Origin of the sequence: Gracilibacillus lacisalsi DSM 19029, from assembly GCF_000377765.1 — a bacterium.
Lineage (GTDB): Bacteria > Bacillota > Bacilli > Bacillales > Amphibacillaceae > Gracilibacillus > Gracilibacillus lacisalsi.
The window spans coordinates 73,731-93,736 of record NZ_KB898668.1; the positions used below are offsets into that span (position 1 = coordinate 73,731).

20 protein-coding genes are annotated in these 20,006 nt (G+C 37.2%); all 20 read right to left on the reverse strand.

All coding sequences use genetic code 11. From position 1 onward, the window contains the following. Positions 1-2 precede the first annotated feature (2 nt). Positions 3-395, reverse strand: coding sequence for a flagellar basal body rod protein FlgB (flgB, locus tag D569_RS0112055; protein WP_018932679.1), 393 nt, complete (start codon positions 393-395; stop codon positions 3-5). A gap of 861 nt (positions 396-1,256) precedes the next feature. After that, a complete protein-coding gene (gene codY, locus D569_RS0112065; protein ID WP_018932681.1) occupies positions 1,257-2,033 on the reverse strand; it encodes a GTP-sensing pleiotropic transcriptional regulator CodY in 777 nt (258 codons plus the stop codon). Between the two features lie 17 nt (positions 2,034-2,050). Further along, complete coding sequence (gene hslU, locus D569_RS0112070; RefSeq protein ID WP_018932682.1) at positions 2,051-3,451, reverse strand: ATP-dependent protease ATPase subunit HslU; 1,401 nt, start codon at positions 3,449-3,451, stop codon at positions 2,051-2,053. Between the two features lie 19 nt (positions 3,452-3,470). Further along, the gene (gene hslV / locus D569_RS0112075; protein ID WP_018932683.1) at positions 3,471-4,013 is read right to left on the reverse strand and encodes an ATP-dependent protease subunit HslV; all 543 of its coding nucleotides are present in this window, start codon (positions 4,011-4,013) and stop codon (positions 3,471-3,473) included. A 12-nt stretch (positions 4,014-4,025) separates the two neighbouring features. Next, complete coding sequence (gene xerC, locus D569_RS0112080; RefSeq protein WP_018932684.1) at positions 4,026-4,931, reverse strand: tyrosine recombinase XerC; 906 nt, start codon at positions 4,929-4,931, stop codon at positions 4,026-4,028. A gap of 832 nt (positions 4,932-5,763) precedes the next feature. Continuing rightward, entirely contained in the window at positions 5,764-7,842 is a 2,079-nt protein-coding gene (gene topA, locus D569_RS0112085; RefSeq protein ID WP_018932685.1) for a type I DNA topoisomerase, read from the reverse strand. A 266-nt stretch (positions 7,843-8,108) separates the two neighbouring features. Further along, positions 8,109-9,008 (reverse strand): DNA-processing protein DprA, encoded by a 900-nt coding sequence (dprA, locus tag D569_RS0112090; protein WP_018932686.1) that lies wholly within the window; start codon positions 9,006-9,008, stop codon positions 8,109-8,111. 64 nt (positions 9,009-9,072) lie between these two features. Then, positions 9,073-9,975 (reverse strand): succinate--CoA ligase subunit alpha, encoded by a 903-nt coding sequence (gene sucD, locus D569_RS0112095; protein WP_018932687.1) that lies wholly within the window; start codon positions 9,973-9,975, stop codon positions 9,073-9,075. 35 nt (positions 9,976-10,010) lie between these two features. Further along, positions 10,011-11,177 (reverse strand): ADP-forming succinate--CoA ligase subunit beta, encoded by a 1,167-nt coding sequence (gene sucC, locus D569_RS0112100; RefSeq protein WP_018932688.1) that lies wholly within the window; start codon positions 11,175-11,177, stop codon positions 10,011-10,013. Between the two features lie 114 nt (positions 11,178-11,291). Beyond that, complete coding sequence (locus D569_RS0112105; protein WP_018932689.1) at positions 11,292-11,573, reverse strand: EscU/YscU/HrcU family type III secretion system export apparatus switch protein; 282 nt, start codon at positions 11,571-11,573, stop codon at positions 11,292-11,294. Beyond that, complete coding sequence (locus D569_RS0112110; protein WP_018932690.1) at positions 11,570-13,639, reverse strand: hypothetical protein; 2,070 nt, start codon at positions 13,637-13,639, stop codon at positions 11,570-11,572. The genes D569_RS0112105 and D569_RS0112110 overlap by 4 nt, the downstream gene beginning before the upstream one ends. Before the next feature lie 15 nt (positions 13,640-13,654). After that, complete coding sequence (locus D569_RS0112115) at positions 13,655-14,416, reverse strand: ribonuclease HII (protein WP_018932691.1); 762 nt, start codon at positions 14,414-14,416, stop codon at positions 13,655-13,657. A 693-nt stretch (positions 14,417-15,109) separates the two neighbouring features. Then, positions 15,110-15,955 carry a ribosome biogenesis GTPase YlqF gene (gene ylqF / locus D569_RS0112120; protein ID WP_018932692.1) on the reverse strand — a complete coding sequence of 282 codons (846 nt, stop codon included), beginning with the start codon at positions 15,953-15,955 and terminating at the stop codon, positions 15,110-15,112. 23 nt (positions 15,956-15,978) lie between these two features. Further along, complete coding sequence (gene lepB, locus D569_RS0112125) at positions 15,979-16,530, reverse strand: signal peptidase I (RefSeq protein ID WP_018932693.1); 552 nt, start codon at positions 16,528-16,530, stop codon at positions 15,979-15,981. A 98-nt stretch (positions 16,531-16,628) separates the two neighbouring features. After that, positions 16,629-16,973, reverse strand: coding sequence for a 50S ribosomal protein L19 (gene rplS / locus D569_RS0112130; protein WP_018932694.1), 345 nt, complete (start codon positions 16,971-16,973; stop codon positions 16,629-16,631). A gap of 120 nt (positions 16,974-17,093) precedes the next feature. After that, on the reverse strand, positions 17,094-17,837 hold the full coding sequence (gene trmD, locus D569_RS0112135; RefSeq protein ID WP_018932695.1) for a tRNA (guanosine(37)-N1)-methyltransferase TrmD: 744 nt from the start codon (positions 17,835-17,837) through the stop codon (positions 17,094-17,096). Next, positions 17,837-18,346, reverse strand: a complete 510-nt coding sequence (gene rimM / locus D569_RS0112140; RefSeq protein WP_018932696.1) for a ribosome maturation factor RimM — start codon at positions 18,344-18,346, stop codon at positions 17,837-17,839. The genes trmD and rimM overlap by 1 nt, the downstream gene beginning before the upstream one ends. A 17-nt stretch (positions 18,347-18,363) precedes the next feature. After that, on the reverse strand, positions 18,364-18,750 hold the full coding sequence (locus D569_RS0112145; RefSeq protein ID WP_018932697.1) for a YlqD family protein: 387 nt from the start codon (positions 18,748-18,750) through the stop codon (positions 18,364-18,366). A 729-nt stretch (positions 18,751-19,479) separates the two neighbouring features. Then, a complete protein-coding gene (locus D569_RS0112150; RefSeq protein ID WP_018932698.1) occupies positions 19,480-19,707 on the reverse strand; it encodes a KH domain-containing protein in 228 nt (75 codons plus the stop codon). Between the two features lie 17 nt (positions 19,708-19,724). Next, a complete protein-coding gene (gene rpsP, locus D569_RS0112155; protein WP_018932699.1) occupies positions 19,725-19,994 on the reverse strand; it encodes a 30S ribosomal protein S16 in 270 nt (89 codons plus the stop codon). Positions 19,995-20,006: the final 12 nt, after the last annotated feature.

The following is a 20,006-nucleotide window of genomic DNA, read 5'->3' on the forward strand; positions in this document are numbered from 1 at the left end:
GGTTAACTACCTCCTCTTATAACACTTTGTAAACTATTAAACTTGCCATTCATCCGGTCTACTAATCCCTGATAGTAGATTTGATTTTTGGCTAATTCTGTCATTTCCTTATCGATATCTACGTTGTTTCCATTGTGGTTATACATGGTGCTGCGATCTGTTGTTATATGTATATTCGATTTGTCTGCTGAAAAAGGAATATGTCGTTGATTCGTTCTTGTTGCTTGAAATTGTTCCGATAATTCATTTTTCAATACATCATTGAATTGAACTCGTTTCGCTTTAAAATTCGCTGTGTCTGCATTCGATATATTATGTGCTATCGTTTTATTCTTTACAGAAGCATATTCAAGTGAATTTTCCAGCGTCTGAATAGTCCCACTAAAAAAAGACATTTAAAAAATTCCTCTCTTTTTTTATTTTAACCGCCATAAAAATCATTTATCTATCGAATATTGTAAAGTAAATGATCTACACTGTCTATGACTTATCGTCATATTCTGACTAAAGTAGGGTATATTTTTTATCCGAGCAGGACTTTAGTCTTATTATTTGATTGGTAAATTTGTTATTTTATGTGTTTTTATGTCGGATTAAATCATAAGACTTGATTCATAATTCATACAAATCGCGTAAAAAAATACAAAATCAACCTTTTCATATCTTGCTTTTGTATAAAAGTTATGATTCGGGTGGTTATACACTTTCCTTAAAAATTAAGAAAAACCAGCTAACCCCCGCCGGTCCTTTATTACTTTAGTAGTAATGATGAAATATTTGAACAGCTCGACCACCGCTCCGGCCCCCTTCCCTTTCCGTGGGGTTTGTCCTTCAGCTAACTTTTTTGAGCAAAACCCGCTCAAAAAAGTTAGCTGAAGGTCAAACAATTCCCACAGGAGTTGAAGTGGGCGGTCTTCGCTAGTATCAGGCTCTACAACGCTAGCATGAAGTAACACAGATGCTTTTATACTCACGTATAGCGGTCCATTGTAAAGAACGTCGACCTATTACTTATGACAAGAATTGTTGCACCTTCTCATAGCGGAGACTCTTCGGGAATAGCGCGAGTCAAAATCCACTTTGCAAAGTTAGTTGAGGTCATGAACGTGGAAAGCGAAGTAATTAGTCGTAGCGTTGCCAATATACATCAAACATCTCAAAATAACTACTTGGCTTAACGCAGTCATTGCACTGATTTTATACTTTCTTGTCTGAGAACAAAAAAAGATCTCCTCATTATTTAGAGGAGACCGTTTTTAGATGCTATGATGTTTGAGTTCGTTTAAGAATTTGTTGTTTAATACTTTAATATATGTTCCTTTCATTCCTAATGATCTGGATTCGATGACACCAGCACTTTCTAATTTTCTAAGTGCATTTACAATGACAGAACGAGTAATTCCAACACGATCAGCTATTTTACTAGCTACTAGTAATCCCTCATTGCCATCCAATTCTTCGAAAATATGCTCAATTGCCTCCAATTCACTGTATGACAATGAGCTTATCGCCATTTGTACTACTGCTTTACTGCGAGCTTCTTCTTCTATTTCTTCTGTTTTTTCATGTAATATTTCCATACCAACTACAGTTGCACCGTACTCCGCCAACACTAGATCACCATCATCAAAACTATCTGACAATCGACTTAAAATAAGGGTTCCGAGTCGCTCACCACCACCAATAATTGGTACAATGGTCGTTAAACCTTGGGCAAACAAATCACGATTTTCTACTGGAAAAGCGGTGTATTCACTATCGATATCAATGTTTGTGGTTGTAGTTGAGATATTAAATAAATTATCTGTATACGTTTCTGGAAACTGCCTTTCTTCCAGCATTTTTTTCATTCGCTCGTTTTCAATCTGTTGATTAATCGCAAAACCTAATAACTTTCCTTTACGACTGACAATAAATATATTTGCTTCAATAACATCCCTTAACGTTTTCGACATATCTGAAAAATCAACTGATTTCCCTTTGGTTTTTTGGAGCATAGCATTAATTTCCCTTGTTTTTTCTAATAATTGCATATTTTTCACCATCCATATTATAAAATAAATTGACTTAAATCTTTGTTCGTTGCTATTGATTTTAATTTCTCATTCACATAGTTTTCTGTTATTTCAATATTTCCAATTCCAATTTCAGAAGCCTCATATGATAGTTCTTCCAATAATTTTTCTAAAATAGTGTGTAATCTTCTTGCCCCAATATTGTCCGTTTCCTGATTTACTTCATATGCAATTTCTGCTAAGCGATTAATTGCTTCCTCTGTATATGAAATAGTTATCCCTTCTGTTTCCAACAATGCTTTATATTGCTTCAATAGTGCATTGGAAGGCTCTGAAAGAATTCGTTTGAAATCTGCCACCGTTAACTTTTCAAATTCTACACGGATTGGAAAACGTCCCTGCAACTCAGGAATAAGATCAGAAGGTTTAGCCATATGAAAAGCTCCAGCTGCAATAAATAACATGTGGTCTGTCTTAACCGCACCATATTTGGTAACAACCTGAGAACCTTCTACAATCGGTAATATATCGCGTTGTACACCCTCTCGTGATACATTGGCAGATTGTTCCTGTTTAACTGCAATCTTATCCATTTCATCGATAAAAATAATACCCGTCTGCTCTGCCTTTTCGATCGCTTTTTGTGTGACATCATCCATATCAATTAACTTTTGTGCTTCCTGCTGAGTTAAAACTTTTCTAGCCTCTTTTACTATTAAGCTTCGTTTCTTTTTCTTTTTAGGAAATAGCTGTCCTAAAGCATCTTGCATATTCATTCCCATTTGTTCCATACCAGAACCTTGTAACATATCGAACATATTTGATGCTTGTTCCTCAACTTCTATCGTTACCGTACGATCTTCTAATTCACCAAGGTCTAATAATTTTTTTGTTTGCTGTCTTTGCTGTTTAATATTTTCTTTTTCTTGTGAATCATTCGTATCTTCTGTATTGTTTTGCTGCTGATTCGGGTTCATGAAAATGTCAAATGGATTTTTGGACGTAGTCGTTTTCTTCTTAGATGGAACCAGAATTTCGACTAGCCGTTTATTTGCTAGCTGTTCGGCTTTTTCTTTTACTTCTTCCATTGCATCTTCTTTCACCATTCGTACGGATGTTTCTACAAGATCACGAATCATTGACTCCACATCACGACCAACATAACCCACTTCCGTATACTTAGTAGCTTCAATTTTAATAAACGGAGCACCGACTAGTTTCGCTAATCTTCTGGCTACCTCAGTCTTACCAACACCAGTTGGACCTATCATTAATATATTTTTAGGAACAATCTCATTCTTTAGTTCTTCAGGCAATTGCATTCTTCGGTACCGATTCCTTAGAGCAACTGCCACCGCTTTTTTGGCATCTTGTTGCCCAATTATGTACTCATTTAATCTTTCAACGATTTGTTTTGGCGTTAAACTGATAGACACGAGCATCATTCATCCTTTCTTATTCCAATTCTTCTAACACAAGCTGGTTATTGGTAAACACACAAATTTCTCCTGCAATTTCAAGAGAGGCTTTTGCAATATCTTTCGCTTCCATACCTAAAGCATGTTTTTTCAACGCTCTTCCTGCACTTAAAGCATAATGACCACCTGAACCGATTGCAAGAATACCATCATCAGGCTCTATTACTTCACCAGTACCTGACACTAATAGTATTTCCTGTTTATTCATTACGATTAACATCGCTTCCAGTTTTCGTAAATATTTATCATTCCGCCAGTCTTTTGCTAGCTCAACAGCAGCTCTTGATAAATTGCCATCAAATGTTTCCAGTTTTGTTTCAAAACTTTCAAACAGAGTAAACGCGTCTGCTACTGAGCCTGCGAAACCTGCTAAAACTTGATCGCGAAATAACCTTCTTACTTTTTTTGCTGTATGCTTCATTACCACTTGATTTCCAAATGTCACCTGCCCATCACCACACATTGCAGACTTCCCATTGTGCTGGATAGCAAATATCGTGGTTGCATGAAATGAGTCCATTCTTAATTCCTCCTACCGCTTCGCTCTCGGATGAGCTGTTTTATATACATTACTTAATCGATCTTTTGAAACATGTGTGTAAATTTGAGTGGATGATAAATGAGAATGTCCTAATAGCTCTTGTACCGCTCTTAAATCTGCTCCATTATCAAGCAAATGCGTGGCAAAGCTATGTCGTAATTTATGCGGATGAATATGTAATGTTATTGCTGCCTCTTCCACCAATTTATTGATAATTAACCTTATTCCTCTTGCTGTCAGCGGATTGCCTCTTGCATTCAGAAATAAAATATTTTGCGGTTGGCTTTTTTCCGTTATTAATGATGGTCGGCTTTCCTTGATATAAATTTGTAAAGCTTGATTAGCATAATCCCCGAAAGGAATATATCTTTCCTTGTTACCTTTCCCTGTTACTAAGATGGTTTGAAGATCAAAATCGATGCTGTCTAATTGTAATTGAACACATTCACTAACACGAATCCCGGTACCGTATAAAACTTCCAATATAGTAATATTTCGTTTGCCAAGTGTAGTACTTTGATCGATCGACTCCATTAGTATCTTCATTTCCTCTTGGTAGACAAATTCAGGGATGGTATGAGCAGTTTTTGGTAAATGTAAATGAACAAAGGGATTCTCTAATACAATTTGTTCTCTCAGCAAAAACTTATAAAACGACCTTAACGTAGAAATACGGCGGTTAATCGACCTCTTAGATAACCCCTTATCATATAGAGTAGTTAAATATGTGCGAATAATACTATAATCTACATCCTTTAATGACGAAATATTTTCTGAAGTCAAAAACTCAAAAAAGTCAGCTATATCTTTTTCATACGCTTCAATCGTCAGTTTGGATGCATTTTTTTCGATTTGTAAGTAATCTAAATAAGCTAGCCAATTTTTAAAAAAGTTCATAAGTCACCTCTAAATGCGTTAAAATATTAACACAATAGATTCAAGACTGCAATTAAATTTGCAAAATTGTCACTACTTTCTCCATTATTACATTGATTCCCTATTATTAGATGCTTTAAACCAATACAAATGAAGCCTTTTAGTTATAAATACACTATACTATTTTTATCGTAACATTCTTAGAACTTTTTAAAAAAGGATAAGAAATTAGATTAAGAAAAACTGAGCAAAATTCGCTCAGCCCTTATGACTAAAAAGCTAAAGGTTTACCATTTCTCTAGCATCCATTTTGAAATATTTGAACAGTCTTACCACCACTCCGGCTGCCCACTTTCCTTTCCGTGGGGTTTGCCCTTCAGCTAACTTTTTCGAGCCAAAACCGCTCGAAAAAGTGGATCTTCAGGTCAAACAGTTTCCACAGGAGTGAAAGCGGGCGGCCTTCGCTATATATATGTACTACAACATTTGTCAGATTAGGCAATTTCAGTTGTTATCCCTGTGAAAGTACTAGGAAATTACTAATAAGGTCTATAAAACCCAATAACCTTTTTCTACTATTCGTCGTAGAAAAAGAATAGCGAAACGGCCAGCCATAGCGATTGACTTGCACTAGCTAGCTTTCAGCTATTCTTGCTTCTTAAAATATACGTATTGAATCACCTTTTCCTATTATACTTGCTTATAAAAGTTGTGATATCAATGGTTTTATACTTTCCTTACAAGTAAGAATAACTGAGCAATCCGCTTATTCCTTATCACTACATACTTTACATTCCAAGTAAAAAAAGGTGACTCCGCTTCATTTGTCGGAATCACCTTTAACGTGGTTTACTTATTTTTGTTCTTCTTCTTTATAGTCACATGTTGCACATTGAACTTGTACTTTCTTCTTTGACTTTTTCTCGACCAACATATTGTTACACTTCGGACAGTTTCTTCCGACTGGCTTATCCCAGGAAATGAATTCACAATCAGGATAATTGTCACAACCATAAAATGTTCTTCTTTTCTTGGTTTTTCTTTCTACGATATTGCCATCTTTACAATTCGGACATTTAACTCCGATTTCTTTTAAGATTGGTTTCGTATTTCGACAGTCAGGAAAATTAGAACATGCTAAAAATTTACCATAGCGCCCCATTTTATATACCATTTCGTGACCACATTTTTCACAGTCAATGCCAGCAGGTTCATCACGAATTTCAACTTTCTCCATTTCCTTTTCAGCCTTTTGTAATTGTTTCTCAAACCCTGAGTAAAATTGGTCAATAATTTTAACCCATTCTGTTTTCCCTTCTTCGATCGCGTCTAAATCACCTTCCATTTTTGCGGTGAAGGTAACATCAATAATCTCAGGGAAAAATTCCTCTGTTAGTTTGATAACAATTTCACCTAACTCCGTCGGGACAAACCGGCGATTATCAAGAGCAACATAACCACGTCTTTGAATGGTATCTAACGTAGGAGCATATGTTGATGGTCTGCCGATTCCTTTTTCCTCCATTGTTTTCACTAATCTCGCTTCTGTATATCTTGGAGGTGGCTGTGTAAAGTGTTGATTTGGTGTGATTTTTTCAGCTTTTACGGTTTCGCCCTCGGTTAAATCAGGTAACCATTTATCTTTTTGTTTTTGCTGATCATCAGAACCCTCAATATATACTTCCATAAAACCTTTAAATTTGATCTTGGAACCAGTTGCTCTAAACTCTACACCTTGATTGGTTAAATGAACAGTCATAGTATCCATAACAGCCGGTGCCATTTGGCTGGCAATAAATCGTTCCCAAATTAACTTATATAACCTAAATTGATCCCTAGACAGGACTGATTTTAGTGATTGTGGATCTCTCAAGGCATTTGTTGGTCTAATCGCTTCATGGGCATCTTGTGCACCTTCAGCATTTTTAGATTTTTTTGTGAAACCGGTAAATTCTTTTCCATATTTGTTTTCGATAAACTGACTTGCTTGCGATTTAGCAGTATCTGAAATCCTTGTTGAATCCGTACGCATATATGTTATGAGACCTGTAATACCACCTTCACGTTTACCTAGATCTATACCTTCATATAATTGTTGTGCTACCATCATCGTTTTTCTCGCTCGGAAATTAAGCTTTCTTGCAGCTTCTTGTTGTAATGAAGAAGTTGTAAAAGCTGGCGATGGATTACGTTTTCTTTCTCGCTTCGTAACTTTTTCTACTAAAAAATCTTTTCCTTTTAAAGTAGATAAAATATTATCGACATCTTCTTTGGAATGAAGTGCTTGTTTCTTACCATCTATCCCATAAAAAGCACCCTCAAAGGATTGTTTCCCCTTTTTAAAAATAGACTCGATACTCCAATATTCTTCTGGTTTAAAATTTTTGATTTCATTTTCACGATCAATAATCATTTTAACTGCAACAGATTGGACACGTCCGGCACTAAGACCTTTTTTCACTTTTTGCCATAGTAGTGGACTGATATTATAACCAACTAAACGATCTAAAATTCTTCGCGCTTGTTGTGCGTCTACTAAATCCATATTGATCGTTCTTGGATGTTTAAAAGAGTCCTTTACGGCATCTTTGGTAATTTCATTAAACACTACCCGACATTCAGAGTCTAAATCAATATTTAAACTATGTGCCAAGTGCCATGCTATTGCTTCCCCTTCACGGTCAGGGTCGGCCGCGAGGAAGATTTTATCTGCTTTTTTAGCGGCGGTTTTCAACTCTTTTAATACAGGACCTTTTCCACGGATCGTTATATATTTAGGCTCGTAGCCATTTTCAACATCCACACCTGTTTGACTTTTTGGAAGATCCCTTACGTGCCCCATCGATGCTTTCACCTTATATTTTTTTCCTAAATATCTTTCAATAGTTTTGGCTTTTGCCGGTGATTCAACAATTACTAGATATTGCGCCATATTACTTACACCCTCCCAAGAGGCAAAATCATTTCGTATTAATTCATATTATAAAATAGGACTTTCATCAACAAGGTTACTTGTGACCGTTGATGATTGGCTAACTTATCAGGATATTAGTATCCGTAAATAAAACCTTGAAGTGATGGATTCACGGATGGTCGTCACCATGATAAATGTTTGCTGTTAGATATGATAAATCTTCCCTATTATTAAATACTTTGTTAGTGTTTGTCAAACAAAGCAATAACAAAATTGCATAAATTTCATTTATTTTCCTTCTGATACTCCCTGTTTGGCTGGTATTCTTCTAAAATATCACGACTTGATTGAACTAATTTTGCACCATCTTTAATCAGTTGATTACATCCTATGCTTGTTTCTGCTAGCACTGACCCAGGAACTGCAAACACTTCTTTCCCTTGCTCTAAGGCCTGATCAACGGTAATGAGGGTACCGCTTTTTTCTTTAGCCTCAATAACTAGTGTTCCAAAGCTTAATCCACTAATAATTCTATTTCTCTCAGGAAAATGATACTTTCTTGGAGGTTGATCTGGAGGATATTCCGATATAATTAAATTTTTTGCTACTAATTGGCTATATAAAGATATATGTTGCTTTGGATAGATATGTTCAAAACCACTACCAAGTACAGCAATTGTTGGACTTTGATGCTGTAAGGCTAGCTGATGGGCAAATCCATCGATACCGATAGCCATACCACTCGTAATCAGAAAATCATTTTTGAATAATGGAGTAAGAATATTAGCCATGATGGACCTTGCGAATTTTGAAGGATATCTCGTTCCTACGACACTGAGGTTGGGTGAATGGGAAAGTAGCCTTTGATTTCCGTTGAGGTATAATACTAATGGAGGATCTGGAATTTCTCGTAGACTAGCAGGGTAATCTTCACTAAATATGGTTATTACAAAATATGTCTTTACGTAGCCTACTATTTTCTGTTTGAGTGACTTATCCTGTAATCGTTCTACTAGGAAAGATGCCTTTCTATCATTAATATGAAAATTTTCTTTCCATTGTTGTTTGTTCCATCGATATATCTGTTCCAGTTCTGGGTCCTTTTTCATTACACTCCATATCAATTTACGATTTGTACCAATAAGGTAATGCAAATGAATTAATCGCCATTCTTGTTTTTCCATTCATATATACACCTCTTTCCATATAAGAAATAAGCTGAGAAGATTCTCAGCTTATTTCAGAAATTTAGTGTGTCTTACATTTATCATGTAGACCTTTCTCTTTTAAGACATTTATTAATGTTTCTCCCATGACAGAAGGTGTTTCCGCTACTTGTATGCCACAAGCATTCATTGTTTTAATTTTTTCTTCAGCCGTACCTTTACCACCTGAAATGATCGCTCCTGCATGACCCATACGTTTACCTGGAGGCGCAGTAGCACCACCAATAAAGCCAACTACAGGCTTTGTCATATTTGCTTTTACCCATTCGGCAGCTTCTTCCTCTGCTGTACCACCAATTTCACCGATCATCATCACTGCTTCTGTTTCAGGGTCTTCATTGAAGGCTTTAAGCGCATCAATAAAGTCAGTACCGTTGACAGGGTCACCACCAATACCTACAGCAGTAGACTGACCAAAACCATTCTCTGATAGTTGGTGTACCGCTTCATATGTTAAGGTACCCGAACGAGAAACAACCCCAATATGACCTTTTTTATGAATATATCCTGGCATAATACCAATCTTACATTCTTCTGGCGTAATAACACCTGGACAGTTCGGTCCTACTAATCTCGTTTTCTTGCCTTCCATGTACCGTTTTACTTTGACCATATCCATAACTGGAATATGCTCTGTAATACAAATAACAAGATCTAGTTCAGCATCCACTGCTTCCATAATAGCATCTGCAGCGAATGGAGCTGGTACATAAATAACCGATGCATTGGCACCTGTTTCATTTACAGCGTCTGATACTGTATTAAATACAGGTACTCCTTCAACTTCTGTACCACCTTTTTTTGGTGTTACCCCACCAACAATTTTCGTCCCATATTCTAGCATTTGTTTGGTATGGAAAAGTGCTGTTGAACCAGTTATACCTTGAACAAGCACTTTGGTATCTTTATTAACAAAAACACTCATGTAAATGGATCCTCCTTTTTTCCTTAGAGATAAATTTATGCTTCATTAACAAGTGCGACAATTTTCTCTGCACCGTCTGCCATTGACTCAGCTGGTGTAATGTTCAAGCCAGATTCAGCTAAAATTTTCTTACCAGCATCTACATTTGTACCTTCAAGTCGAACTACTAAAGGAATAGTTAAACCAACTTCCTTCGTTGCTTGGACCACACCTTCTGCAATAACGTCACATTTCATAATTCCACCGAAAATGTTTACAAAAATACCTTTTACATTGTCATCCGACAGAATGATCTTGAATGCTTCCGTTACTTTTTCTGCAGTTGCTCCGCCACCAACATCCAGGAAGTTAGCCGGATCTCCATTATAATGTTTAATAATATCCATGGTTGCCATTGCAAGACCAGCACCATTTACCATGCATCCAATATTACCATCAAGCGCAATATAGCTTAGATCATACTTAGACGCTTCGATTTCTTTTTCGTCTTCTTCATCTAAATCCCGATACTCGACAATATCTTTTTGACGGAATAGAGCATTATCATCAAAGTTAAGCTTTGCATCTAATGCTAAAACGTCACCATCACCTGTCGTAACAAGTGGGTTAATTTCCGCAATGGAGCAATCTTTTTCGACAAATACTTGGTATAACCCCATCATGAATTTAACCGCTTTCGACAAGTATTCTGCTGGAATATTAATATTAAATGCCAGACGTCTTGCTTGATATGGTAATAAACCAGTAACTGGGTCAATTACTTCTTTAAAGATTTTTTCAGGTGTCTTCTCTGCTACTTCTTCGATTTCTGTACCGCCTTCTTCTGATGCCATCATGGTCACTCGTGAAGTAGCACGATCTAACACAAGGCCGACATAGTATTCTTTTTGGATGTCGCAGCCTTCCTCAATCAGTAAACGCTTTACTTCTTTGCCTTCTGGTCCTGTTTGATGTGTTACCAGCGTTTTCCCTAAAATTTCATCAGCATATGTACGGACTTCATCGATATTTTTAGCTACTTTCACACCGCCTGCTTTACCTCTTCCCCCAGCGTGAATTTGAGCTTTTACAACCGATACCGCTGAACCTAATTGTTCCGCAGCTTCCACAGCTTCATCTACTGTATAGGCTACTTTTCCGTTAGGTACGGCAACACCGTAACTGCGCAAAATCTCTTTGCCTTGATACTCGTGAATATTCATCTTTCATCCTCCCATCAATTAATCACTGCATTCTCATTGTATAAAAAAGTGCCTTCAATTGTCTAGAAAAGACTATGCATATTTCTAGCTTTTTTCTAAAAAGAGATAGATTCATTATTTTTCGGCTGCTTTTTGGTCTACTTGATAAATATAAGCAAACACTTCTGCCACTACTTGATATAATTCCTCCGGTATCTGTTCATTTATATTTAATTCTGATAATAATTCTACAAGAGACGGGTCAGATTGAATCGGAATATGGTTCTTTTTTGCTCTATCCAAAATTTCTTCTGCCACATAACCTTTACCTGTTGCGGTTACTTTTGGGGCTACATCTGTTTCCGCATCAAACTGTAAGGCTGCTGCCCGTTTTCGGTATCTTTCTTGCTCTGTCATACCCGATAATCAATCCCTTCCCTTTTAATAGGTTTATATGCTGTATGGTTACTATTTATTGCGTGCGGCTCTTTATCTGATAATGCCTTTTGTGTAACAGAAGATAATTGATAATTTAAGTCGGACAGTTTCTCTTTTAATAAAGGTGTGAAAGTATCCATTAAAGCTTTTATACCTTGTTGGTCATTGTAGACCGAAATATGCACGATTCTTTTTTGAATCGACATGGTAATCATCGTTTCGCCTAATGTATGCAAATGTAGATGAAACAAAACACGACAAAATTCTGGATCAATCTCTTCACTATTCTGACGCTTTTTTCCTTCAAATTGCATACGAATATCCTCTGCTAAACCAAAGCGTTCACCAGGAATTTGAAAGCTTTGTTGGGTAATCGCTTGTTCATCTTGCACCATATTTAATTGCATTCCTGTTAAACTTTGAATCAAGCGTTGCATCTGATTATTGGCTATATCCGGATGCTGTTGATTTGCTAATAATAGATTTTGCTTTAAAGAATGATCGATTTCTCTGGTATGACTCGTTACTTCTGCTTGTTGAATCACTTGACGAACCAATTGCAAAAATTGATCTTTATTTACAACTTGATCATTTGCTTCTAATGATAGTAACAGCTGTCGAACTAGAGTTTGATCAGACTGAGGTATTTGTTGCAAATTGATTCGTTGCATCACTTCAGCTACCTGTTGATTTTGTGTCATTGTCGGTTGTGCTTGATTAATCCATTGCTCCATTACCTGCCGATCTTGTGGTGACATTGCCGTCATCAGGGCTTGCCATAATGGACTAGTACTATACGTCGTGCTACCCGAACGGATAGCTTGTGCTTGTTGTGCTTCATCTTGCAGTCCACTAGTTTGTACAAAATGCTTCATCAAATGTAAAAATTGATCTTTTACTTGTAGTGACTGTGGCTTTGCAGTATCTAGATGTAACAATAAGGCACGAAGCCTATTTTGCTCGGGTTGTGGCAACTGTTGTGCATCCAGTTGTTGTAACAAGGTTAGAACTTGTCGATCTTGACTCACATTTGGCTGTGATGATGACTGTAACCACTGTTGAACCATTTGCTGGTCTTGGCTTGGTATTATTTGCATTACTTTTTGAAAAAAGGATTGTTGCTGTACCATATTTTTAAAGGTGTTCGTCACCGATCCTTGTTGCACCATTCGTTCAAAACGTTGTAAAAATGATTGAAACGTGTGGCGTTCCCCTTGCTGAAATGGCAATTGTTGCTTTAGTGTTTGATTCAGTTGTTGTGCGATATCCTGTGTTTGATCATTCGTTAAGCGCACGCCATTAGTTACCTGTTGTATAGACGAGAGTTGATCAGGTATTGCTTTTGACAATACTTGTTCAAGCGCTGGTTGATTAGTATACACAAACTGTTGTAACATCGATTGAGCTCGTGATGGTGATGGACCACCAAATAGTGAAAGTTGTTGTTGCAATTGTGATAACAAGGAATTACTTTGATTAAATGGTGCTAATTGCTGATGCAGTTGGTTCATTTGTGTACCTATTGGAGTTGATTGAAATGCCTGCAAACTTCGAAACACTTGTTCTGTTAGGGGGAAATTTTGCTTTGTCATTACGAAAAGCAATTCCCGATTGGTACTATTCCCACCAAATTGCTCTAAAAGTTTAGCTAATGCTTGCCCATCTTTATGGGTAAATGGTATGTTTTGAATAACAAGTTGTTGCATCAAGGTTTTTAGCGGTTGGTTATTATGTAATCCGAGTTGCTGCATGATTTGGTCGCTTAGTTGCCTATTACTTTGAAGTGGTGAATCACTTATTTTTTTTAGGCGTAGCACATCCCCAACAGACGTTACTTGAAAGAGATAATCCTGTTTGGAGGTCAATGATGTTTCCAATTGGGCCACCACTTGTGAACCACCTAACTGAATCGCCGCTCTTTGGTTAGGGTATAATTCGAGTACTTTTCCGGTTAACATTTGCCCTGGTTTTAGAGCATTTTGTGTCACATTCATTCGTGTATTTTCAGAACGCAATACGTTTGAAAATGAAGGAATGCTTCGCATATGGCTACCTCCTCTCTACGAATAGGATTTCAGAAAGCTTTTGCGGTGATAAGGTGTTAAACCATGACCGTTTATTGCATCTAAGTGCTGTTTCGTTCCATATCCACTATTTTGATCAAAAGCGTATGCAGGATACTGTTGATGTAACTTTTCCATCATGTCATCACGTGTTACCTTGGCAATGATGCTGGCAGCAGCAATCGAAATACTTTTTTGATCTCCTTTTATGATTGCATCACTAGGTACGTCTAATTTCTCCAGGTTTACTGCGTCGATAAGTACATAATCTATTTGTTTTAGCTTGTTTAACGCTTGATACATCGCTTTTTTTGAAGCTTGTAAAATATTGATCTCGTCAATTTCACCGGCATCCACAATTCCTACAGCATAGTCAATCGCATGCTTGGTGATATATTGATAAAATAACTCTCTTTTGTTCTTTGATAATTTTTTAGAATCATTTATTCCTAATAATTCGAAATCATTTGGTAAAATAACAGCAGCTGCTACAACTGGTCCAGCTAGTGGTCCTCTGCCAACTTCGTCTACGCCTGCAATATATGTAATGTCTTTATTCCATAACGCTTTCTCGTTTTGACACATTGTTTCAAATAGTTCTTGTTGAGCTTGTGCCTCTTGTTGTCTTTTTTCATATTGTTTAAGTAATTTTTGCACGCCTTTGCGCTGATCTTGGTACAGTACTTGTAATACGTCTTCAGCGGGTTGTTCTTTTGTTAAATAATGTTTAATTTCATTAATCGTCCATTTTTCCTTCATCGCTCAAAAACCTCGTTTCCTAATTTATCGGCACTTTTTCAAAAAAATAAAGAATTATAATTGCTTCTCTCAATAAAGAAAAACGTCATCTGATTCGCAGTAGATAGATACTGCGAAGTAATGAAAGGAGAAAAAGTGAGGCTTTCTCCCATTCTGCTTAATGATGAGTGCTCACATACGCTCCGGCAGAATACTGCGCTTTCCGTGGGCTTGGCTTCAGCTAACTTGGTGAAGAAAGGCACTTCACCAAGTGGATCTTCAGCTCTCGCTGTCCCACAGGAGTCTCCGTATTCTGCCTACGCTGTGTAAATAATTCTACCTTATATAAGAGGAAATACTCGGGAACCAGTACCCGTGTGTTACTTCTTTCAATAATCAGAACACTACGCAAAGCGGAGGCAAGATACGTAGACTCCTACGGGAACAGCGCGAGCCGAAGACCCCGCAGGAAAGCGATCTTTGCTTTCTGAGGAGGCTAAGGCCGTGCGCGTGGAAAGCGAAGTATCTTGCCGGAGCGCATGTAAGAACTCAGCAAAATGCAGTACAGGAAGAGAGCAAATTCTTGTCATGTTATTTCGCAGTATATGTATTTTGTGCTTTCTTTTCATACAAAAAGTATACACTCACTCGTTTCCATTGTAATTGAAACGGGGTGTATACTTTTATGGGCGCTTTGTACTTCTACATATCCTGTTACTCGGGCTGTTCAAGTGTTATCTTTCCTAATCTTCCGGATCGCAAGTCTTGGAGGATGATATCTGCTGTTTTCTCAAAATTCACTCTGCCACCTGATTCAAGGCTACCTCTTCCTCTACCGATTTGTTCAAATATTTCGTTCATATCCTCATTATCTTCCGATATTTGATAACGTTCTATTAATAGAGAAGGATAAGTGGATTGTAAATACTCAATCACAAACGCAGCGATATCTTCTATTGGCAACAACTGATCCTTGATTGTACCAATAGCTGCTAATCGATAACCAACTACTTGCTCCTCAAATTTTGGCCAGAGTATTCCGGGTGTATCCAATAACTCAAAATCCTTTTTTACTTTGATCCATTGTTGGTTTTTAGTCACACCTGGTTTGTCTCCCGTTTTAGCTATTTTCTTCTGAACTAACCGATTGATTAAGGTTGATTTTCCTACATTCGGTATTCCAATAATCATGGCACGAGCGGGTCTTGGACGAACCCCTTTTTTCTTTAATCGATCCATTTTCTCTTTAGCCATGTCCTTTGCTGTTTGAATGACATGTTGGATATCTTTTCGTTCATTTACATTCACCGCAATGGCAACCATGCCTTGTGCCGAAAAATGGTTAAGCCAATCTTTTGTCGACTCCGGATCAGCTAAGTCATCCTTCATTAACACTACCATTTTTGGTTTTTGATTTAATATTTGCTGTAAAAGAGGGTTTTGTGAAGAAGCGGGCGCCCTTGCATCTACTAATTCAATCACAAAATCAACCAATTTTAATTTTTCTTGTACTTCTCTTTTCGCTTTGGCCATATGTCCAGGAAACCATTGTATTGTCATGTATCCACCTCATTTCTACTATGTTAATCTACGAAGCCAATCTTATCCACGGGCCAATACGTTACACCAGCAATTCCTACTACTTGATCTATCGGGATGAATCCCAAATGTCTACTATCTGTAGAATTTGGTCTATTATCCCCCAAAACAAACACATGCCCCTCCGGTACTTCTTCAGCATTCCCCGGAATATCTCGCAAAGAAAAATTAGTTGTGTAATTCGATTGCTCATTGGCTATTTCATCTTCAATAAATGGTTCTTCAACTGGTTGTCCATTAATATATAACTGGTCATCTTGATAGACAATGGAATCACCTGGTAAACCAATCACCCTTTTTATGTAATCCTTCTTCGTCGTAGCATGAAAAACAACAACATCAAAACGATCTGGCTCACCAAACATTACACTTATCTTATTTACAATCATTCGATCCTTATTTTCAAGAGTTGGTAACATGGAAGGACCATCAACAATAATCGGTACTGCAATAAACATGCGAAACAAAATCACGATCAATCCTGTAATAATAATGGTTTTAATCCAATCAACCCAGTCAACCTTTTTTTCAGCCATGAAAGATCCCTTTCCTTCATACACTCCAAGTGTTTCTAAAATATTCTATAGAAGAAAAAGGAGCCTGACAATGCAAGCTCCTTTTTACACGATACTCATTAGCGAATTTCTTTAATACGCGCAGCTTTACCACGTAGGTTACGTAGATAATAAAGCTTAGCACGACGAACTTTACCACGACGACTTACTTCGATTTTTGCAATTCGTGGTGAATGCACAGGGAATGTACGTTCAACCCCTACACCGTAAGAAATTTTACGAACTGTAAATGTTTCACTAATACCACCGTTTTGGCGTTTAATGACAACACCTTCGAATACCTGAATACGTTCACGGTTACCCTCAACAACTTTCACGTGAACTTTTACTGTATCACCAGCACGGAACTCAGGTAAGTCAGTTTTTAGTTGATCTTTTGTAATTTCCTCGATTAAATTTTGCATTCTGTTACACTCCTTCCAAACCAATGCTCTTAACGAATTAGACCGCAGCGGAACATCGTTTATTCACCTTAAGCGTTCACTTAAGCACAACTATCAATATAGCATATCAATCACGGGAATTCAACTATTTTCTTGTGAAGTTTCCCATTCTTTTATCCACGTTTTTTCTTTTTCGGTTAATTGCAGATGTTGTAATAAATCTTGTCTTCTATCATAAGTCCTTTTTAACGCTTCTTTTCTGCGCCATTCTTCAATATGGGCATGATTTCCTGATAACAATACATCAGGTACTTTTAAACCGCGGAAATCAGCAGGTCTCGTATAATGAGGATGCTCTAATAACCCCGTTGAAAAAGAATCCTGAACCGCTGAATCTTCGTTACCTAATACGTCTGGTAACAAACGGACAACACTGTCAATGACGACCATTGCTCCTAATTCTCCACCTGTAAGCACATAGTCTCCGATCGAGATCTCATCGGTTACAAGCTCTGTTCTAATTCGCTCATCATAGCCTTCATAATGGCCACATATAAAGATTAAATGTTCTTCTTTTGCTAGTTCTTCTGCTTTTTTTTGCGAGTATGTTTCTCCTTGAGGACACATTAAGATGATACGGGGTTTTTGGGTGGTATTTTTTTCGATCGCCTCTACTGCATCAAAAATAGGTTGAGGCTTTAATACCATCCCAGCTCCTCCACCATAAGGATAATCATCTACTTTATTATGTTTATTATCCGTATATTCACGGAAATTCACATAATTATAGTGAAAAGCACCTGAGTCATGTGCTTTTTTTAAAATGGAAGATTGAAAAACACCGTTAAACATTTCTGGAAACAATGAGAGTATATCTATTTTCATCAGTCTAATAACCCTTCCATTGGTTCAATTTTAATAAGTTGCTGATTTATATCTACTTCTTTCACTACTTGTTCAATATAAGGGATTAAATATTCCTTTCCCTTCTGCTTCACAACCCATACATCATTTGCGCCAGGTGAAAGAATTTCTGTAACCTTACCAATAAGTTCACCATCGATTGTTTCCACTTCACAACCAATAATCTCATGATAATAAAACTCGTTCTCTTCTAAATCTGAAACTTCACTTGTTTTAATAACCAACAATGATTCTTTAAAGTGTTCTACTTCATTGATATTGTTAAATCCTTCAAAATGTAATAAATCAAAATTTTTGTGTACACGATGGCCATCAATAGTAACTGGTTTCAATTCCTGACTATCTTTTCCTTTAATCCATAAGGTAGTGCCAACTTCGAAGCGTTCATCGAAATCGGTAATACGAACTACTTTTACTTCTCCTTTAATACCATGCGTATTGACAATTTTCCCTACTTTTAAATGATCCATTTATTTCATACCACCTGTTATGTAATTTTCTTAATCATGCCATCCTTTATAATAATGGATTTTTGTTCTGTTAAGTCATCCCAGTTCATACCTTCTTCAATATCGATAACTGCTTCAACTTCTCCATCATTAATTTCACTTCCAATTGGTAATATTTCCAACTGTTCGAGTTTGTATTTATACCAATTAATATGGTCCTTCCGATTAGATAACTCTTTTTTGAATTTGGCTGCGATATCAGCTTTTTTGTTGGCTGAGCGTTGTTCTAATTTTTTCTGCTCAAATTTTAATTGTTCACATTCCTGTTCAAGTTGAAAAATTTTAAATTGGTATTCTTCTCGCAATTGTTCTTTACTTTGATCAGTTACTATTTTTTTGACGGCTACTTTTTTAATAATTTTCATTGTTTCAGCCTCTCTCTCATCCCTATTAAAGAGTATGGAAACACCTATCAAAAGAATAGCATGTCACCAAACAAAAGCGCAAGTATACACTAGAAAACCCGCACACTAACCTCCCCTCACCTGATTCGTAGTAGATATATACTGCGAACTAGTAAAAATTTGTGGAGTGAAGCTTTCTTCCATTCTAACTTTAACTGAGTGCTTACTTACGCTCCGGCAAGATACTACGCTTTCCACGGGCACGGCCTTAGCCAGGGAACTACTTGAAATAACTTCTTTGCTCCCTTGCACCGAGGAAGCCTGCTACGAAGCATTACTAGAAGACGCAGGTGCATCACGGGGTCTTCGGCTCGCGCTGCGTCGTGAGGAGTCTACGTATCTTGCCTCCGCTTTGCGTAATGTCCTGAATTTTGAAAGAAGTAATAACAGGAAATGGTTACTGAGCAGTTCCAGGTAGAATTATCTAAATAGCGTAGGCAGAATACGGAGACTCCTGTGGGACAGCGAGAGCTGAAGATCCACTTTGCAAAGTGATTTTCTTTGCAAAGTTAGCTGAAGCCGAGCCCACGGAAAGCGCAGTATTCTGCCGAAGCGGTTTGCATGCACTCTCAAAGTGAAGCATGGTAGAGAGCAATTCCTTGTCCTCGTTACTGCGCAGTTTATTAATACAGCGCTCTATTTATTTAACCGTTCTGCTAAAAAAAGAGGGGGCTTTTCGCCTCCCTCTTTTTACATGATATCTAAATAGATTTTTTTATTAGATTTCATTCCAGCTGCATAAACAACTGTTCGTATTGATTTGGCAATGCGACCATTCTTGCCGATCACTTTACCTACATCATTTTCATGAACTTGCAGGTGATACACAACTTTGTTTTCCTCTTCTTGTTCGGTCACAACGATGTGCTCAGGATGATCGACTAACGGCTCCACAATTGTTTCAATCAAAGATTTCATCGAATCACATCACTTTATTATTGATTTTTTGATTCGTGGAATTTCTTCATGATGCCTTCATTTGAGAATAAGTTACGTACCGTATCACTTGGTTTCGCACCTTTAGTCATCCAATCAAGTGCTTTATCTTCATCTAATTTCACTTCAACCGGGTTCACTACCGGGTTATATGTTCCAATTTGCTCGATAATACGTCCATCACGTGGAGAACGAGAATCAGCAACTACGATACGATAGAATGGATTTCTTTTAGATCCCATACGTTTTAAGCGAATTTTTACTGCCATGTTTAACACCTC

Bases quoted from the DNA above. Each gene is read 5' to 3' on its own strand.
- flgB (WP_018932679.1), bottom strand. From the start codon at position 395: ATGTCTTTTTTTAGTGGGACTATTCAGACGCTGGAAAATTCACTTGAA.
- codY (WP_018932681.1), bottom strand. From the start codon at position 2,033: ATGCAATTATTAGAAAAAACAAGGGAAATTAATGCTATGCTCCAAAAA.
- hslV (WP_018932683.1), bottom strand. From the start codon at position 4,013: ATGGACTCATTTCATGCAACCACGATATTTGCTATCCAGCACAATGGG.
- xerC (WP_018932684.1), bottom strand. From the start codon at position 4,931: ATGAACTTTTTTAAAAATTGGCTAGCTTATTTAGATTACTTACAAATC.
- topA (WP_018932685.1), bottom strand. From the start codon at position 7,842: ATGGCGCAATATCTAGTAATTGTTGAATCACCGGCAAAAGCCAAAACT.
- dprA (WP_018932686.1), bottom strand. From the start codon at position 9,008: ATGGAAAAACAAGAATGGCGATTAATTCATTTGCATTACCTTATTGGT.
- sucD (WP_018932687.1), bottom strand. From the start codon at position 9,975: ATGAGTGTTTTTGTTAATAAAGATACCAAAGTGCTTGTTCAAGGTATA.
- sucC (WP_018932688.1), bottom strand. From the start codon at position 11,177: ATGAATATTCACGAGTATCAAGGCAAAGAGATTTTGCGCAGTTACGGT.
- D569_RS0112105 (WP_018932689.1), bottom strand. From the start codon at position 11,573: ATGACAGAGCAAGAAAGATACCGAAAACGGGCAGCAGCCTTACAGTTT.
- D569_RS0112110 (WP_018932690.1), bottom strand. From the start codon at position 13,639: ATGCGAAGCATTCCTTCATTTTCAAACGTATTGCGTTCTGAAAATACA.
- D569_RS0112115 (WP_018932691.1), bottom strand. From the start codon at position 14,416: ATGAAGGAAAAATGGACGATTAATGAAATTAAACATTATTTAACAAAA.
- ylqF (WP_018932692.1), bottom strand. From the start codon at position 15,955: ATGACAATACAATGGTTTCCTGGACATATGGCCAAAGCGAAAAGAGAA.
- lepB (WP_018932693.1), bottom strand. From the start codon at position 16,530: ATGGCTGAAAAAAAGGTTGACTGGGTTGATTGGATTAAAACCATTATT.
- rplS (WP_018932694.1), bottom strand. From the start codon at position 16,973: ATGCAAAATTTAATCGAGGAAATTACAAAAGATCAACTAAAAACTGAC.
- trmD (WP_018932695.1), bottom strand. From the start codon at position 17,837: ATGAAAATAGATATACTCTCATTGTTTCCAGAAATGTTTAACGGTGTT.
- rimM (WP_018932696.1), bottom strand. From the start codon at position 18,346: ATGGATCATTTAAAAGTAGGGAAAATTGTCAATACGCATGGTATTAAA.
- D569_RS0112145 (WP_018932697.1), bottom strand. From the start codon at position 18,750: ATGAAAATTATTAAAAAAGTAGCCGTCAAAAAAATAGTAACTGATCAA.
- D569_RS0112150 (WP_018932698.1), bottom strand. From the start codon at position 19,707: ATGAAATCTTTGATTGAAACAATTGTGGAGCCGTTAGTCGATCATCCT.
- rpsP (WP_018932699.1), bottom strand. From the start codon at position 19,994: ATGGCAGTAAAAATTCGCTTAAAACGTATGGGATCTAAAAGAAATCCA.